This is a genomic window from uncultured Paraglaciecola sp. (genome assembly GCF_913020055.1).
GTDB lineage: Bacteria > Pseudomonadota > Gammaproteobacteria > Enterobacterales > Alteromonadaceae > Paraglaciecola.
The window spans coordinates 19,661-37,567 of record NZ_CAJWCF010000043.1 but is presented as its reverse complement, the minus strand read 5'-3'; the positions used below and the strand labels follow the sequence as shown (position 1 = coordinate 37,567).

At 39.9% G+C, this 17,907-nt stretch carries 15 protein-coding genes; 7 read left to right on the top strand and 8 right to left on the bottom strand.

Annotation, left to right across the window (positions count from 1 at the left end; all coding sequences use genetic code 11):
* Positions 1 to 133: 133 nt before the first annotated feature.
* The gene (locus tag QZ488_RS10985; protein WP_293748551.1) at positions 134 to 1,150 is read right to left on the bottom strand and encodes an NAD-dependent epimerase; all 1,017 of its coding nucleotides are present in this window, start codon (positions 1,148 to 1,150) and stop codon (positions 134 to 136) included.
* Positions 1,151 to 1,257: 107 nt separating this feature from the next.
* On the opposite strand from QZ488_RS10985, the gene QZ488_RS10980 reads away from it, so the two are divergent.
* The 5 genes from QZ488_RS10980 to QZ488_RS10960 all read left to right on the top strand — a co-directional run bounded on the left by QZ488_RS10980 (position 1,258) and on the right by QZ488_RS10960 (position 5,055).
* Entirely contained in the window at positions 1,258 to 2,037 is a 780-nt protein-coding gene (locus QZ488_RS10980) for a serine protease (RefSeq protein ID WP_293748549.1), read from the top strand.
* Positions 2,038 to 2,183: 146 nt separating this feature from the next.
* A complete protein-coding gene (locus tag QZ488_RS10975) occupies positions 2,184 to 2,813 on the top strand; it encodes a hypothetical protein (protein WP_293748547.1) in 630 nt (209 codons plus the stop codon).
* A 67-nt stretch (positions 2,814 to 2,880) separates the two neighbouring features.
* On the top strand, positions 2,881 to 3,084 hold the full coding sequence (locus tag QZ488_RS10970; RefSeq protein WP_293748546.1) for a hypothetical protein: 204 nt from the start codon (positions 2,881 to 2,883) through the stop codon (positions 3,082 to 3,084).
* The gene (locus tag QZ488_RS10965) at positions 3,084 to 3,953 is read left to right on the top strand and encodes an HprK-related kinase A (protein ID WP_293748544.1); all 870 of its coding nucleotides are present in this window, start codon (positions 3,084 to 3,086) and stop codon (positions 3,951 to 3,953) included. The genes QZ488_RS10970 and QZ488_RS10965 overlap by 1 nt, the downstream gene beginning before the upstream one ends.
* Positions 3,946 to 5,055, top strand: a complete 1,110-nt coding sequence (locus tag QZ488_RS10960; protein WP_293748542.1) for a nucleotidyltransferase family protein — start codon at positions 3,946 to 3,948, stop codon at positions 5,053 to 5,055. Before QZ488_RS10965 ends, QZ488_RS10960 begins: the two co-directional genes overlap by 8 nt.
* Here the strand turns inward: QZ488_RS10960 and QZ488_RS10955 are convergent.
* The 3 genes from QZ488_RS10955 to QZ488_RS10945 form a co-directional block, all read right to left on the bottom strand.
* Entirely contained in the window at positions 5,052 to 7,223 is a 2,172-nt protein-coding gene (locus tag QZ488_RS10955) for a malate synthase G (protein WP_293748540.1), read from the bottom strand. The two genes, QZ488_RS10960 and QZ488_RS10955, sit on opposite strands and share 4 nt — an antisense overlap.
* Before the next feature lie 102 nt (positions 7,224 to 7,325).
* Complete coding sequence (locus QZ488_RS10950; RefSeq protein ID WP_293748538.1) at positions 7,326 to 8,270, bottom strand: LysR family transcriptional regulator; 945 nt, start codon at positions 8,268 to 8,270, stop codon at positions 7,326 to 7,328.
* 222 nt (positions 8,271 to 8,492) lie between these two features.
* Positions 8,493 to 10,094: an isocitrate lyase gene (locus QZ488_RS10945; RefSeq protein WP_293748536.1), complete on the bottom strand. Its 1,602-nt coding sequence runs from the start codon at positions 10,092 to 10,094 to the stop codon at positions 8,493 to 8,495.
* 261 nt (positions 10,095 to 10,355) lie between these two features.
* On the opposite strand from QZ488_RS10945, the gene QZ488_RS10940 reads away from it, so the two are divergent.
* The gene (locus QZ488_RS10940; protein WP_293748534.1) at positions 10,356 to 11,309 is read left to right on the top strand and encodes a chemotaxis protein CheV; all 954 of its coding nucleotides are present in this window, start codon (positions 10,356 to 10,358) and stop codon (positions 11,307 to 11,309) included.
* A 138-nt stretch (positions 11,310 to 11,447) separates the two neighbouring features.
* Entirely contained in the window at positions 11,448 to 12,758 is a 1,311-nt protein-coding gene (locus tag QZ488_RS10935) for an alkaline phosphatase (protein ID WP_293748532.1), read from the top strand.
* A 36-nt stretch (positions 12,759 to 12,794) separates the two neighbouring features.
* Here the strand turns inward: QZ488_RS10935 and QZ488_RS10930 are convergent, their stop codons facing one another.
* The 4 genes from QZ488_RS10930 to QZ488_RS10915 form a co-directional block, all read right to left on the bottom strand.
* Complete coding sequence (locus tag QZ488_RS10930; protein ID WP_293748530.1) at positions 12,795 to 13,940, bottom strand: lipocalin-like domain-containing protein; 1,146 nt, start codon at positions 13,938 to 13,940, stop codon at positions 12,795 to 12,797.
* On the bottom strand, positions 13,925 to 16,432 hold the full coding sequence (locus tag QZ488_RS10925) for an ABC transporter permease (RefSeq protein WP_293748528.1): 2,508 nt from the start codon (positions 16,430 to 16,432) through the stop codon (positions 13,925 to 13,927). Before QZ488_RS10925 ends, QZ488_RS10930 begins: the two co-directional genes overlap by 16 nt.
* A gap of 2 nt (positions 16,433 to 16,434) precedes the next feature.
* Positions 16,435 to 17,124, bottom strand: a complete 690-nt coding sequence (locus QZ488_RS10920; RefSeq protein WP_293748526.1) for an ABC transporter ATP-binding protein — start codon at positions 17,122 to 17,124, stop codon at positions 16,435 to 16,437.
* Positions 17,125 to 17,190: 66 nt separating this feature from the next.
* On the bottom strand, positions 17,191 to 17,889 hold the full coding sequence (locus QZ488_RS10915; protein ID WP_293748524.1) for a VC0807 family protein: 699 nt from the start codon (positions 17,887 to 17,889) through the stop codon (positions 17,191 to 17,193).
* Positions 17,890 to 17,907: the final 18 nt, after the last annotated feature.

The following is a 17,907-nucleotide window of genomic DNA, read 5'->3' as shown; positions in this document are numbered from 1 at the left end:
GATATTTGGACAATGATGAAAAGTTCAATAAAAACAGTATGTTTAGTGTTCAACAACAGTTAATACAAACATAGCCATAATTAAATTACTATTTTAAGCATAATAAACAACATGCACAGCAGATGATATCAGTCTATTTTGCGTAAAAGTCTTGATACCAGCTAACAAATTCTTGAATGCCAGTGGTTAAGCCTGTTTTTGGACTATATCCAGTATCGTTTGCTAAAGCTGATACATCTGCATAGGTATCTGGAACGTCACCCGGTTGCATAGGTAACATTTCTTTTATGGCTTTTTTCTCTAATGCTTCCTCTAAAGTTTCAATAAACTTAAGAAGGTTCACTGGATTATGTGCCCCGATATTATATATCTTCCATGGTGCCTTACTGGTGCTTGGGTCTGGGGCTTTTCCGTCCCAGCTTTTATTGCCCTCGGCTACCTTGTCTAAAGAGAGAATAACACCGCTGACAATATCATCAATATAAGTGAAATCTCGGTGATGGTTTCCGTAATTATATACTTGTATAGGGGTACCATTTAAAATAGCTTGGGTAAATTTAAATAACGCCATATCAGGACGTCCCCAAGGTCCGTAAACCGTAAAAAACCTCAAACCTGTAGTTGGAAGTTGGTAAAGGTGGCTATAAGTATGAGCCATCAATTCATTGGCTTTTTTACTCGCAGCGTATAGTGATACTGGATGATCAACATTATCGGTAACCGCAAAAGGTGTGGATTCATTAGAGCCATAAACAGAACTAGAGGAGGCATACACAAGATGTTTGATTTTATTGTGACGACATCCTTCGAGAATGTTCATAAAACCAATTAAGTTACTGTCAACATAAGCGTGGGGATTTTCGATTGAATAACGCACCCCAGCCTGTGCTGCAAGGTGCACTACTTTATCAAAAGCGGATGACGCAAATAATGTTTCCATTTGGTCTCTATTGGCAATATCCATTTTAATAAATGTAAAATTTTCCGACAGTGCATCTTCAGTAAGGGCGTTTAAGCGACCTTCTTTAAGTTTTACATCGTAATAATCATTTATATTATCTATGCCTATAACCGTGTCTCCCCGTGCTAACAACTTCTTCGCTACGTGAAAACCGATAAAACCTGCTGCACCTGTTACCAACACCTTCATAAACCGAACCTTTTTAGCCTAGTATTTACAATGTATAAATATAATTAGCATCGCACTGTGATATTTGTGATTATACTCAGATATTCCACGGACAGTATTGTAAATATATGGTTATGCGTAAATTATTGCTTTTGAAGATGTGGCTAGGTATGTTGTTGGTATTAAGTGACAATGCCCATAGCCATTCAATCACCGAAATTGTAGCCAAAGTAAAACCTTCAGTGGTAGGTGTGGGTTTATATGATGCATTAGGTGTGCAAACGCATCAGTTGCAAGGAACGGGTTTCGTTTTTGGCGACGGTACATTAGTGGCTACCAATTATCACGTAATTGATAAAGAGCTAGATCCACAAAAAGTGCAGTACCCTATCGTATTTACAGCTACCGGTAGAAACCCCAAAATAGCCAAAGTAGAAATAATTGCTAGAGATCGCGAACACGATTTAGCTATTTTAAAATTGCCTAGTCCTTTGACTCCTCTCAAACTTTCATCGCCCAACTATGCACAAGATGGAACCGAGGTTTTATTAACTGGTTTTCCAATTGGGGCCGTTTTAGGGCTTTACCCTGCTACACATAGAGGTATTATTGCAGCAACTACACCAGATGTGATTCCAACACAACATTCAAGCCAGTTGTCTATGAACATTTTACACAGGCTGGATAAAAAGTTTATGATTTATCAGCTCGATATCACGGCATACCCAGGAAATAGTGGGAGTCCGTTATATGATGCACAAAACGGCGAAGTCATTGGAATATTAAATAAAGTCTTTGTAAAAGAGTCTAAAGAGACAGTGCTTGAGAAACCATCGGGGATCAGTTACGCCATTCCTGTTAAATATTTGATACAACTTGCTAAACGTAAGGGGATAAAAATCGAATGAAGACTATGATTTTGCGTAAAGTGTCTGTATTTTTTACAAAATCTTCAGAGGCGAATGAAAAAGTCTTTTGTTTTCAAGTAATTGCTTGTTGGCTTGATAATTGCTTTGTTGGCGAGATAAGTAAAAATTTAAATTAAGGAATTATTATGAGTTTTGATAATCCAAAGGGAATAGGATCTTCGGTTTCTAAAAATACCACACAGCGTCGTACGTTTTTAAAAAAAGCGACAGCGGGTGCGGTCATAGCATCTATTCCGGGACGTTCAGCTTGGGCGGGTATAGCAGGTTCGATAGTGGCGTCAGGCCATGGTTCTGATTTTAATCAGGGTGAAAGTACTGTGTTGTTGGATGCATGTGCATTTAATACAAGCACTTACAGATCAATGCGTTTCTCTGCTATCTTTAATGGCAACCCATTTAATGCTGGTGGTGGAATTAGGTCAAGAAATGGTGTTGATGATGCCGGAGATTTGACGATTGGGATGATATTTGATGCTCATTTTAATCCCTCAGCTTCTGATGCCCCTCCTCAACTGGGACATTATCGAGGCGTAAACAGAGTTAATGTAGGGTTAATCGTTATATATTTGAATGCTATTAACGACGGAAATTTTGGTATTACATATCCTGTTTTATCTCAACACGGAACTAGTGCCGATTTTGCAGATTACCTATACCGTGCGGCCTCGGCTGATGCAGCTAGCACTGGTGCCTTACTAGATCATACTATTAGTACATACTCCGGTAGTACATTTTCCGTTCCAGGAGCTTGTTAATACAAGGTTTTAATATTTTGTTTAAGTTTAGTTTGTTATGGTTCAGTTTTTAAAAAAAGGAGTGCAAATGCACTCCTTTTCTGATCAATCAGGTTGTGTGTTTTTAGACATACATTCAGGAGAAACATTGAGTATTTTGATGTCAGAGTCTGAAATTTCAAAGGTATTGTCTGGTAATACGGTGTTGGATAAAGAAACGTCTCGAAATATTGCAATACAGTCTCTCATCCAAAAAAATATTTTGGTTCCAATCGACAGTAAAAAAATCTGATGTCTGATAATTATTTTATTGATTTACATCCTTTCTCTTTTTCAGTTAACACCGCTCTGCCTCAAGTTATTAATAACCTATCTACTATCTACGGTAGCCGTTTTAGAAAACAGAGTACTGAAGTGGCAGATTATGAATTGTCGGTACAAAAATCTTCTGGTATTCGCTCATTTATAAAGCCTCAGGCCCGATTTTTTTGTGATCAGCAAGAACCCTTCAAACCCTTAAATTTTCAAAAAGCGTATGCATTTTTAGAGTGGGGAATGAACTGGACAGTTGCGGGCAATGAAGTGCAGCACGTGATCATTCATTCTGCGGTGTTGGCTAAGGGTAATAAAGCTATTTTATTCCCTGCTCCTCCAGGTTCCGGTAAAAGCACATTGACCGCCTATTTGGCTCATAACGGTTGGCGTTTATTATCTGATGAAATGGCTCTAATTATTCCTAACACTAAAACTGTGGAACCTTTTGTTCGTCCCATATGTTTAAAAAACCAATCAATTGATATTGCTAAAAAATTATTTCCTGATGGTAAGTTTTCGGATATTGCCAAAGATACCCATAAAGGCGATGTGATCCATCTGTCCCCACCAGAATCTAGTTGGGAAAATCAAACCAACACAGCAGAGCTGGTAGGCGTTGTTTTTCCTAATTACCGTGCTAATCAAGATTTACAGGTATATCAATTGGATAAGACCCAAGCATTTATGCAGTTAGTAGAAAATGCTTTTAATTACAGTGTTTTAAGAGAAACTGCTTTTAGTACATTAACCAAAGTAATTGAAAACGTGCAAACATTTGAAATATTTCATCATGACTTGGATCAAGTGGCAGCGTTTTTGGAGCAGGAAATTATCGACTATGAGTAACCTGTCTGCTGACGATGTGTGCCAAGCATTTATCTCTCCAAAAACTGCATTGATGTATACACCTAAACAATGGCAGCAGTTGGTATTGATTTTGCGTAATCAGCAGTTATTGGCTTGTTATTCTTCGATTTTTAAACAAGCTGGTATTTTTGAACGAATTCCTACTCAAGCTCAACGACACTTTTTAAATGCTGATGTACTTGTACAAAACCATAAGAAACAAGTGTTGTTTGAGGTTTCTGAGCTAAAGCGAGAGTTGGCTAATAGCCAGCAATATTTTATTTTTCTGAAGGGGGCCGGTTATACACTTTCCGGTGCACTAGTCGGTGAGTCTCGTATCTATAACGATATCGATATATTAACTAATAAAGAATCCATTGATGATATGGAAAAAAGGTTATGCCTATTTGGATGGTTGTCAGAGGAATTAACCGAGCACGATGAAAAGTATTATCGAAAGTGGGCCCATGAAATCCCTCCTTTGAGGCATGGCCAGCGTGGCACCATTGTTGATGTGCATCATAACATCGTACCGATTATTTCCGGCAGACATGTAGACGCAGATAAGTTTGCTAAGAATACCGTAATTACTGAAAGTGGATGTCAAATATTGTCTTTTGCTGCTATGACGTTGCATAGCCTCATTCATTTGTTTTTTAACGAGGAGGTTAAGAAGGGTTATAGGGACCTTATAGACTTGCATACTTTAATAACTACAAATAATAATAAAGTGTTTTGGCAAGATCTGATTACGCTAGCCCAAGAAACGGGTTTTGAGTTGGAATTGTTCTTAGCCTGTCGTTACACCCAAAAAATATTGAATACTGAAATCCCTGATTTTGTGCAAGATGAAGTTAGTCGATTCTGCCCTTGGAATATAATGTTCTTAGATTTTATTTACGAAAAAGCCCTAAGGCCTAACCATCCATTATGCCAAACAAGGTTTTATTCGTTGGCTGAGTTTATGATATTGATAAGAGGGCACTTTCAAAAAATGCCTTTGCATATTCTTCTGTACCACTTAACCATTAAAGCTGGTATTTCATTGATTAAATCACTATTTGGTAAGCATGTTTTTACAAAAGAGTTAGATCAACCTTAACTGCTAAGGTTGATTTTTTGTTTTAATTCCAAACGCTTCGCATGCAACAACGGCTCAGTATATCCATTTGGTTGATCTTTACCTTTGAATATTAACTCTCGGGCGGCTTGAAAAGCGATCGAGTCAGCGGTATTAGGTGTCATGGTGATGTAGTCTTTATCAGCTGAATTTTGACCGTCTACCAATTTAGCCATGGTCTGCATAGACTTATCAACTTGTTCTGAAGTTATGACTTTGTGCTCCAGCCAGTTAGCAATATGTTGGCTAGATATTCTCAATGTTGCTCTGTCTTCCATTAACCCCACATTATTGATATCCGGGACTTTAGAGCATCCAACGCCTTGATTTACCCATCTCACAACATAACCTAGAATGCCTTGTACATTATTATCTAGCTCTCTTTGTATCTGGCTTGGTGACAGTTTTTCATCATTGAGCAGTGGGATATCTAACATTTGCTCGAGTAAACCCTCGACATCAGAGTCAATATTCTTTCTGATGTCGAACACGTTTTCTTGATGATAATGCAATGCATGAAGTGTTGCGGCAGTAGGTGAGGGGACCCACGCTGTATTCGCTCCAGAGCGTACATGGGCAATTTTTGCCTGCATCATATCAGCCATATTATCTGGGATCGGCCACATACCTTTGCCTATTTGGGCCTTACCAGATAAGCCCGAGTTCATACCAGTTATAACATTGGAGTTTTCGTATGCGTTTAACCAAGGCCTAGTTTTAATGGTTGCTTTGGTGGCAAAGGCGCCTAGGTGCATGGATGTGTGTATTTCATCTCCAGTGCGGTCTAAGAAGCCGGTGTTGATAAATACCACTCTGTCTTTTGCTGCTTTTATACAGGCTTTTAAGTTTAAACTGGTGCGTCTTTCTTCATCCATCAAGCCTATTTTTAGACTATGACGGGGTAAGCTAGCAACAGTTTCCATTTTTGCGAAAAGTAAATCGGCAAAGGCTACTTCTTCTGGCCCGTGCATTTTGGGTTTAACGATATAAATGCTGCCCGCTTGGCTATTTTTGAATGCACCATTGCCTAATAAGTCATGTTTAGATATTAAGCTGGTAACAAGCGCGTCCATAATGCCTTCGTAAATGGGCAAATCATCAAACAATATTGCGTCTGTGGTCATCAAGTGTCCGACATTGCGGATAAACATTAAGCTTCTTCCAGATAAGCTAAACGTATCACCTGTTGCTGATAGATATTGCCTGTCTGGATTCAAAGCACGAGTTACTTGTTTACTGCCACTGGTTATTGTGGCGGTTAAATCACCTTTAATAAGGCCTAACCAGTTTTGGTAAACTAAGGTTTTATCTTCTGCATCCACGGCCGCCACAGAGTCTTCACAGTCCATTATGGTGGTTAATGCGGACTCTAAAAATACATCTTTGATGTTGGCCGTATCTTGTTGACCTATAACACTGTTTGGGTCAAATTGAATTTCGGCATAGATATTATTGTGTTTAATTAAAATGCAGATTGGTTGTTCGATAGTGCCTTGCAAGCCAGCAAACTGATCAGGTGTTTTTAAGCCTACTACTGTATCGTCAACCAAAGTGACTAATAACGTACCGTTTTTTATAGTGTAATCTTTGCTTTGAACATGGCTGCCTGTTTCTAGTGGCGCAATGACGTCTAACCATTTTCTGGCGTAGTCTATGACTTTTTGCCCTCTGGTGGCATCGTAACCCTTTGTTTTAACTTCAGATTGTTCAATAATATCAGAGCCGTAAAGCGCGTCGTATAAACTGCCCCATCTGGCATTGGCTGCATTTAAAGCGAACCTAGCGTTATTAATGGGTACAACCAACTGAGGACCCGCCATAGTGGCAATTTCAGGATCCACATTCTGTGTGTTGATTTGAAAATCACTTGGGGGAGTTTGCAAATAACCAATCTCGGTAAGAAAGGTTTTGTACTCTTGCACATTAATTGAATATCTTGAGCTGCAATATTGATCTATTTGTTGTTGCAGCTTATCCCGTTTTTGCAACAAACTTTGATTAATTGACAAAAGTTCTGGTAGAGCATCTGCAAACTTTGTCCAAAGCTCATCAACCGATACCTGAGCGCCAGGTAAAACTTCTTGAGTGATAAACTGATCTAGTTGCTTGGCGATCTTTAATCGACCCTTTTGAATATATTCAACTTGCATAAGTTGCTCTTTAGTAATTCACAATAGCCTCAGTTTACTCTGTTAGGATTATACGCATTAATTTATGTGAGTTATTCTTTCCATTCACGTAAGAAATGAGCGTTATGTTGTGGTCAGTTCTGCCCCCACTTCTGTTATCAATCGTCTAAGCCAAATATGCCCAGCATCGTGTTGCAGTAGGGCACTCCAAGCCATTTTTAACGCTATAGGTGGAATATCAAATGGTGGGGCAAGTATTTCGACCTCTGGATCATTTTTATACATATTGGCCGCTCTACTGGGTAACGTAGCAATTAAATTTTGTGCTTTGGCTAATTGCAAAGCAACGTGGTAATGCCGAGTAAAAACTCTGATATCGCGCTTTTTACCAATTTTTGTTAACTCCGCATCAACCCAACCCAATTTCTGTACTTCGTTGGGGTCGATACCGACTCCCACTCCAAAACCAGTTTTACTTACCCATATATGTTTGGTTGCTAAATATTGTTCCAGATTAAAATTTTGCACTATGGGATTTTGACTATTCATCACACAAGAGAAGGTGTCGTACCACACCACTTTTTGGTGGAATGAAAGTGGTAACTCTTCAAATCGGTTGATAGCCATATCAACCCTACCTTGCTCTACATCATGGAATGTCACATCGCTGGGGGTAATTAAATCAAGGGTAATATTAGGCGCTTGTTTATTTAATCTTCTGATAACCTCTAAAAGCAAGGTTGATTCAGCGTAATCGCTGGCCATGATCCTAAAGGTGCGTTCACTTTGAAGGGGACTAAAGTCAGTTTCTGGCTGAATAGTGGTTTCAAGTTTAGATAATACATCTCGGATGACAGGTTTTAATTCTAAGGCGCGTTTAGTTGGAGTCATACCATCACTGGTGCGCACCAATAAAGGATCTTTGAATAAATCTCTCAGTCTTCTCAGGCCATTGCTCATTGCAGGCTGAGTAATACTTAATTGGTTTGCGGCTTTAGTTACACTGCCTTCTCTTAGCAATACATCTAAATAAACCAATAAGTTTAAATCTACCTTGGCAATATTCATGATTATTATCTCTTTGTGAAAACTGATGCAATTGTAGAATGTTATCAGTATTTGATATTTTTTCTAAATATAAAATTATTGTTAAAAAACAGTTGGTTATTCTTTAATTACAGAAGGGCTGTGAGTTGAAGTTTGTTGGTAGACTATTTTTGGTATTGATTTATTGAATGATAGCGATAGCTTACAGTCACTACTGCAAGCTATCGAATGTTAACTAGATAATTAACCGGCTGCGTCAAATTGATTCATAGTATTGTCTTCACCAGAGGCCTTAAGAGCCTGTTCACCAGAGAAGTATTCTTTATGATCATCACCCATGTTAGAGCCAGCCATCGCTTGGTGTTTAACACACGCTAGGCCTTGTCTAATTTCTTTACGCTGCACACCTTTAACGTATGCCAACATACCTTCGTCACCAAAATATCCTTTAGCTAGATTATCAGTAGACAAGGCAGCTGTGTGGTAAGTCGGTAAGGTAATCAAGTGATGGAATATACCCGCTTCTCTTGCCGCGTCAGCCTGGAACGTTCTGATTTTTTCATCCGCTTCAAGTGCCAAATCTGAGTCATCATAGGTAACTGACATTAATTCGTCTCTTACATATTTGCTAGTGTCTTTACCGGCTTCTGACCAAGTGTCAAATATTTGCTGACGGAAGTTCAATGTCCAGTTGAATGAAGGTGAATTGTTATACACCAATTTAGCATTAGGAATTTCTGCTCTTATCGCCCTTACCATATCGCCGATTTGGCCAACATGCGGTTTTTCTGTTTCAATCCACAGCAAATCAGCACCATTTTGCAATGACGTTATACAGTCCAGTACTACGCGATCGAAACCAGTGTTTTCTTGAAACTTGTATAAGCCATTAGGTAAACGCACCGGTTTAACTAACTTGCCATTTTGTTTAAGAACAGAGTCACCATCTGTTAATTCATCGATTGATTTCACTTCGCTGGCATTAAGAAAAGCGTTGTATTGTGCTGCTAAGTCGCCCGGCTTCTGTGATACAGGTATTTTTTGCGTCAGCCCCGCACCTAAAGAGTCGGTACGTGCAACGATTACCCCGTCATCAACTCCTAGCTCTAAAAATGCGTAACGTACTGCGTTTATTTTGGCTAAAAAGTCTTCATGTGGCACTGTCACCTTGCCATCCTGATGTCCACACTGTTTAGCATCAGATACTTGGTTTTCTATTTGAATGCAGCAAGCTCCTGCTTCAATCAGTTTTTTAGCAAGCAAATAGGTGGCTTCTTCATTGCCGAATCCTGCATCAATATCAGCAATAATAGGTACAACGTGAGTTTCATAGTTATCAATAGACTGTTGGATCGCTGTAGTATCCTGGCCTTGCTGCTTGGCGTCATCCAGTTGTCTGAATAGGTCACCCAATTCACGCGCATCGGCTTGGCGTAAGAAAGTGTAGAGTTCTTCTATTAACGCTGCTACTGAAGTCTTTTCGTGCATAGATTGGTCTGGCAAAGGGCCAAACTCTGAACGTAAGGCTGCAACCATCCATCCAGATAAGTACAAATAACTTTTATCTGTGGTGCCTTGATGTTTTTTTACGGCCAACATTTTTTGTTGTCCAATAAAACCATGCCAACAACCTAACGATTGGGTATATTGGCTTGAGTCAGCATCATATTCTTGCATATCTTTACGCATGATAGCTGCGGTGTACTTTGCAATATCCAATCCGGTCTTAAAACGATTTTGTGCTTTCATTCGAGCAGCATAGTCTGGGTCGATTGCGTTCCAAGCACCCGCTTTGGTTGATCTGAGTTCTGCAATCTGTTTAACATCATTTTGATATTGTGACATTTGAATATTCCTATAACAGTAAGGTAAAAATTAAAACAACCGATAAAGTGTAGTGGGTTGCTGTTGATAAACATCTTATATAGGAATTATGCATATTTATAATCTATATTAAGTATCTTCATCATAGCTTGTGTGAATGATGGTTTAAGGCTGTTAGGCTGTTTGTTAGGTAATTTTGTTTGGAAGTGTCTACTATTGATACTGTTTACAGGTGTACTATTACCTGTTTTTTATTGTAAATAAATCAACTAGAGAGCGTGTATGTCAGAGTTAATGTCTTCAATTGATCAACGTACCAAACTTGTCGGTGAAAACAGACTTGAGTTGCTTATGTTTAAATTGGGCTCACGGCACACATTTGCATTAAATGTATTCAAGATTAGAGAAGTCATTACTGTACCGTTAATGAATCAAATGCCTGGTTCGCATCATCATCTCAAAGGTGTAACTAACTACAGAGGCGCATCTATTCCGGTTATTGATCTTAGGTCTGCAATAAAAATCACTACTAATGAAGATGAGTACGAAGCACAGAATGTGATCATCACTGAGTATAACCGCAGTGTGCAGGGATTTTTGATTGGCCAAGTGATGCGTATTATCAATACATCATGGAGCGATATTCAACCGCCACCTAGCACAGCAGGTAAAAATAACTATTTAACTGCCATTACTCAGGTCGAAGTTGAAGGTAAAAATGAACTGGTTGAAATCATTGATGTAGAAAAAGTATTGGCTGAAATTGTCGAGTACGACACTACTATCTCCGAAGATGTTTTAGATGAAACAGTTACTAGCCACCTAAAAGGCAAAAAAATATTGATAGTGGATGACTCTTCCACAGCGCGCTGGCAAATGAGAGAAACACTTACCCAGTTAGGTCTTGTTATCATCGAGCAGAATGATGGATTAAAGGCATTGACGCTCTTAAAGAGCTGGGCTGATGAAGGTAAAAAAGTCACTGACGAAATTTTGATGATGTTTACCGATGCTGAAATGCCAGAAATGGATGGTTATCGGCTGACTGCAGAAGTTAGACAAGACCCGAGAATGAGTGATCTTTTCATTGCACTTAATACTTCATTAAGTGGTAGTTTTAATGAAGCAATGGTTGAAAAGGTGGGGTGTAATCGATTTATTTCTAAATTTCAGCCAGATTTGTTAGTAGATGTAGTTCAGCAGAGAATGCGTGAAAAACTAGCGGACGGAAGTTGATCTATTAAAAAAGACGCTAATACCTTCATTTTTTGTTCATATGTATCATTTATACTGAAGTTAACTAAATCCTCCTCTTATACCTAGCGTATAATTTAACAGTACTTTTTTATTATCATATTCATCATTGGAGACCAGATGAAGCAACTTGCGACTCGATTAGCTGCATTAGCCGCATTAGTAGTATCAACTCATTCTGCATTAGCCAGTAATTCACCTAAAAATATTATTATGATAGTGGGGGATGGTATGGGTCCAGCTTATACCACTGCATATCGTATGTATGCTGACAATCCGAATACACCTGAAGTCGAATTGACTGTGTTTGATAGATTATTGGTAGGCATGGCCAGCACGCATCCTGACATGGACACGGGTTATGTTACTGATTCGGCTGCTGGTGCTACGGCCCTGGCAACAGGGTTTAAGACCTATAACGGAGCGATTGCTGTAGATGCGGATAAAAATCCCGTTCAAACGGTATTAGAGCTCGCGAAAACCCAAGGTCGTAAAACAGGGATTGCCGTAACCTCACAAATCAATCACGCCACACCAGCAAGTTTTGGTGCCCACAACGAAAGTAGACATAATTACGACCAAATAGCCGATAGTTATTTCGATGAAAAAACCAATGGTGTGTTTACTTTTGACGTGATGTTAGGGGGTGGCTGGAAATATTTTATAAGGGAAGACCGCAATTTGGTCGAACAGTTTAAGGCGGCAGGATATCAATATGTCGACCAATTGACCCAGCTTAATAATGTGACTGCGGGTAAACCTTTATTGGGTTTGTTTGCCGATTCAGGTTTACCTTGGGCATTAGACAGTGATGACCAGATGCGCCTCCCAACATTAACCAAAGCGGCGGTCCGTCAACTGGAAAACGATCAAGGTTACTTCTTACTCATCGAAGCTAGCCAAATTGATTGGGCAGGACACAGTAATGATATTGGTTCTGCAATGGCCGAAATGCATGACCTTGCGTTGACCTTAGAATGGTTAGAGCAATATGTTGTAAAAAATCCTGACACACTTTTGGTGCTGACTGCAGACCACAGCACAGGTGGTTTAAGTATTGGCGCCAATGGTAACTATAACTGGTTTCCAGAGTGGCTGAAAAATCTAAAGGCTTCACCTGCACAGATAGCCACACAATTAATTACCGCGAAAGACAGAGCTGTGTTGGCAACTGATTTACTGGGATTTGAACTGACCAATGAAGAAATAGCCAGCATCAATGGGGTAAAATCTGACAAGCTTAGACCTTTTCACAAAGCTATTTCTAAAATATTGGATAATCGTTCAAAAACTGGCTGGACAACCTCTGGACATACCGGTGTTGACGTACAAGTCTTTGCCAAAGGTGCGGGAAGTGAGCGCTTTATAGGACATCTAGACAATACGCAAATTGCCGAAACTATATTTGAGTTATTAAAAGGCAAAAAGTAGGCTTTTTCTAGCTGGTACGCTTGGATAACGTGCCAGCTAATACCCAGTTAGTTCAATAAAACCTACTCCTGTATGAGAGCCTGAAATCACAGTTCCTCCTTCGTAATATGAAAATATCCCCGGGTTCCACTGGTTGGTTTGCATGGGCGCAATTTGAATATTGTACTGCTGTTTAGGTAGTTGAATCGACCAGTGCAATGGCAACATACGCCCTTCTACTTTATTTCGTTTAACTACTTCTGCCTGTATCGCAGACTCATCTAAATGTATTGTTGCGCCATTTTTTGTCACTAATGTACCTGACCAGAAATCCTGAGTGCCCTTCGAGCGCATATTAAACAACATCAATTTGCTGCCATCATCAAAGTGTATGGAAAACCAATCCCACCCTAAGGCTTGTGGGCTCATATATTGCGAGGTCCATTCATGATCAAACCAAGCGTTGCCTGAAACCTCAACTATTCCATTTGGAAGTTGTAGTTCCCCAGACACTTGAATATGTGGCTGACTATAATAATAAGAGGCTTGATCAGAGTGTCTTAATTTACGACTAAAACCCTGTTCGCCATGTTTTACTAAAGGTTTGTCTGCGGTAAAGTTCAAGTTTGCCTTTATCTGTGAATCGATTGTCAATTCTAGCGTCGACGGAAACATCTTGGCTGACTGCGCAAGCCATTGCCATTCATCAATAAATGCATTAAATGGTTCAGTGGATATCCCTGCATTACCCACACCACCACGGGCAAAACGTTCTTCAAACCAAGCATGTTCGCCATCTCTTAACCCCACATGTCCCATATACTGCTGGGTGTTAGCCCAAGGTGTGTTTGGAGTGTCGCTGGCAAACCGAAACAGTGTCCATTGTAAGGCATAAGTATTATTTTTTGTGTCAGTTAAATTGGCTGTGATATACCACCATTCCACCGCAAATTCTGGGTGGCTGGCGTGGTCAAAAGGAAAAGAAATATCATATCCAGGGACAACATTAGCCCAGTTTTTTTTAGGTGCGTTTGCTTCAGCAGAATTTGACAGTGATTCCTGCTCTATCGAATATCGACTCAAGCCACTAAATATGGCGCTGTTTTCTTGGGTGTTATTCTCACCGGTATCTGAGTGTTTAGAGCAAGCTGTTATACCAATGATCAATATCAGCAGAAGATATTTGCTTAGAAACTCAAACATTTTATATCCTCAACGAGTTTACGCCGACTCAATTTATATAGTGGAAGAGCGACGACTAACACGATTAAAAGCACACTCATCACTCCAGCCGAAAACAGTTTATAAGGCGTAATCAGTAAGGGGTAACTCCAACTAAATGCTTGCACATTAATTAAGTTGATCAACAGCCAAGTTAAACCCATACCAAATGGCAATGCGACTAAACAAGTTAGTAAACTGAGTAAAGTGTATTGTAATAGTGATAACCCCGTTATTTGATACTTACCCACCCCCATGCTTCGTAATAATGCTCTTTGTGGTCGATTATCTAGATCAATCATCAGCACTGAGGTAGCTAAAGACAATGCGGCAACTAATAAAGTCACGATGTTTAAACCATCTGTAATCACAAATGTACGTTCAAATGTTTGCATTGATAAGGTCAATAGTTCGCGGGTTGGTATTGACCTGACCTGATTCGATATCGAGGCAGTCGCTAGTTGCTTGGTAAATAGATTTTGCTGTTGCTTGGAAGCAAAATGCAGAGCAAAAAGAGAGGTGTTAGCGTTATATTTGGAGAAAAAATCTAACGCAAGCAAAGCTTGGGCTGTTTGATTTCCGTAATCGTAATAGATCCCCACTATTTGTTTAGTTTCAGGCTGACTTGATTCAACCTGAAAATTCAACTTTTGACCCAGCGTTAAGCCATGACGTAAAGCCAATTGCTGATTAACCAGTACTCCCTTTCCTTCTGTGAATATTTGCCAAACATTCACTTGTTGTTGTTCAAGTAACATCGCTTCTTGATAAAGCTTACTGCTGGGATACGATCTTAGCTCTATGTTTGTTTGATTTTTGTTTTGACTGATTGGCTTATTTAGCAAAACGGCATCTAGGCCTTTGCGCTCGATTACTTCTACATCAATGTCCTGTGTCGCTAACCACTGAGTAAACACTTTTGGAGTTGGAGTTGATACATATTGATCGGCGACTAAGCGTTGAGTGAGCCATTGCTGTGTGGCTTGGCGAAAACTATCAACCATCAAATTCATACCAATATTGCTGGTAAGCGCAATAAAAAATGCACAGTAGGCAATTTTACTTTTCTGCGATAAACGCACGCCATCTGCCGCCATCCATCGAAATAACACCCAGTGCTTGGGCAGGCTGTTGAACAGCATGTTTAGACTTTTGGGTACGATATAAATTAGCAGGCTACAACCGGCAAAAATACCTATTGCAATAGCGCTAAAACTCATCAGCATGCTCCAAGAAAAATATCCTAGCGTCACCGAAAATAAGCCTAATATGATACTGGTATACAACCAAGGTAGATGGCTTGTGTTAACACTGACACTCAAGTTGCGAAGTGCCAATCTAGTATTCAATTGCCACATTGGCAAAATGGCCGCGGCCAATGCGCCCAAAAGACAGGCCGCGAAGCATTGAGTCATTAAACTTACATAGGCTACAGGTGAGTAACCTATGCGCACATCAAATAGACTTTGTAATGTGAGTGATACAACAGGCGATGCTAATTGAGCTAAGAACACGCCGGCAATGGCACCAAGTGGTGCGCAAATTAAGCTAATTAGTACTAACTCAGCTCCCTGTGCCCAATATATTTTTTTTCTCGATACGCCCAATTGACGAGCGATACGCAAGTTTTGCCAGCGTTTCATTATTAATAAATGTAAGGCATTCATAACAACAAACATACACACCACAAACATCAAACATGCCATTGCCAATAGGTTAAGGTGAAAACTACCTGTGAGTTGCTGCGCTTGCTCACCAGTATTGATTTTTTCAAGACGAAGGTGCTCTGGCAAGGCGACTTTTAATGTTTTGCTGTGTTCTTCATTTGTTTCACCTACAACTAAAATCTCACTAATTTTTGATGTGCCTAATACTTGTTGTAGTTGCCCAATGTCCATGACGATCTCTCGTCCTATTCCAGCAATAGCTGTAACCGCTAATTTTGGTAAAAGCTGATTGTTTTTAAGCGATAAAATTTGGCCGTTTACAACGTTTAGCTCGGCCGCAAAATTAGGGTGGATCACACTAGTAAAGGGAGGGCGCCATAATTGACCTAGCTCCTGTGTAGTGCTGTTGGGACTAGTTTTCGCGACTTGTATGCTGTGACTGGCGGAATAACTGATAATCGAAAATGTATCTATGCCTAATAGTGATATTCGTAGGGTTTTACCTGTATTTGGATGTTTAATACTCTGAAAACCACGCAATACCGGGATAAGTTGCGAGAAGCCCGAACGACGAAGTGATGCAAAATCCTCTTTACTCAAGGCATGTCCAGTCTTCGCTATGATGCGGTGTTCAACCTGTTGTAAAAAAGGCTGACTAGCAGATTTATAGCTATTTTTTGCGGCGCTGTTGATCACCAATACTGCACTAAGGCCAGCGCAAGCGGTGACTAATGCAATTAACACCAGTGCCACGCGAAATGTATTTTGTTGGTAACTGGCCCAAATTAGTTTTAGTAGAGGCGCCATAGTCAGGCAGGTACGAAGTTTGAAATCTGATTTGGGTGGTTATGCAGCCGTCCTTGTTGTAACAATAATCGTTTATCTGCAAAAGCAGCTACCTTTGGACTGTGAGTGACAACCACTAAGGTTAAGCCCAGTTGCTTGCATAATCCGAATAATAACTCACTCACCAGTTGGCTGTTGTTGTCGTCTAAATTGCCAGTGGGCTCATCGGCTAATACTAACTTGGGTTTATGGGATAAGGCTCTGGCAATTGCAACCCGTTGTTGTTCTCCGCCAGATAAATTGACCGGCAGTTTGTTTTTGTGTGAACCTAAGCCTAACTGCTCTAATAATTCTGTGTGGTACTTGCCAATAGGCAAACCATTCAATCTGGCTGGGAAGGTAATGTTGTCCCAAACAGATAAACAATCAATTAAATTAAACTGCTGGAACACTATGCCCAAGTGTTTTTTGCGGTACTGATCGGCCTGCGCTTCATTCATGCTATTAAGCGTTAGACCTGCCACTTCAATCACACCTTTATCAGCGTTATCTAATGCAGCCAGAATATTGAGTAAGGTTGACTTGCCCGAGCCTGAATCTCCACTAATGGCCACAGATTGATTGGCCCCTAGTTGAAAGTCGAGTTCATCTAAGATGTTTTTGTTCGAATGACCATCAGTAATCTGTTTGACTAAGCCGCTAATTTTAATCATATCTGCCTTATTCTTTGGCTATGCTGGATACTATCATTAGGTTAAAACAGTGAATAAGTTCCGGGCTTAGACATCCGCCAAGAAGTGTTCTAGATCTTCGCCTGTCAGTTTTTTAATCTGCGAAAATATGTACCATAGCGCTGCAATCAACATCAGCATGCTGGGGATCACAATCACTGGGTAACTCAAAGCCGTCATTCTACCTAGCTCTTCGGTGTATTCAGTTGTACCTGGAGGGCTGACTAATATGACTTTAGCCAAAATGTAATTTAGTGCTGCAGATAAGAAAAAGGAACCAGCGACAATATAAGAGCTGATCGCCATTTTTTTCTCAAAAGTATCAGAAGTGCCAGAGTTGGCTAAAGATTGATTGAGGTTTTCCCAATTAATAATTTGTTCACTTAACACAAATACCTTAAGAAGCGGTTTACTGGTTCTCTGAGTAATCAGCACCGCAATACCAATAATCCCAGGGATAGTCGCTTCTTTTATTGCAATATATTCCGCTGGAAGCTCTAACAAACTTATACCGCCAGTTAAGAAAACGCTGACTATGCCAAGTACTGAAAACGGATTAATTTTAGAGGTTTGTTTTAGATCCCAAATGCCAAAACCAATAGGGAATATCAGCGCTGCCACAATACTCCAAGCAGGCCCCAAATATTCATCACTGCTGAGATTGGTTAAAATCACCACAGGTATAATGATATTAAAGGCTAGATTACCTAGTAGGCCTGATTGTTTTTGTGGTTTAGCGTCGGACATTGATTACCTGTTGTTATT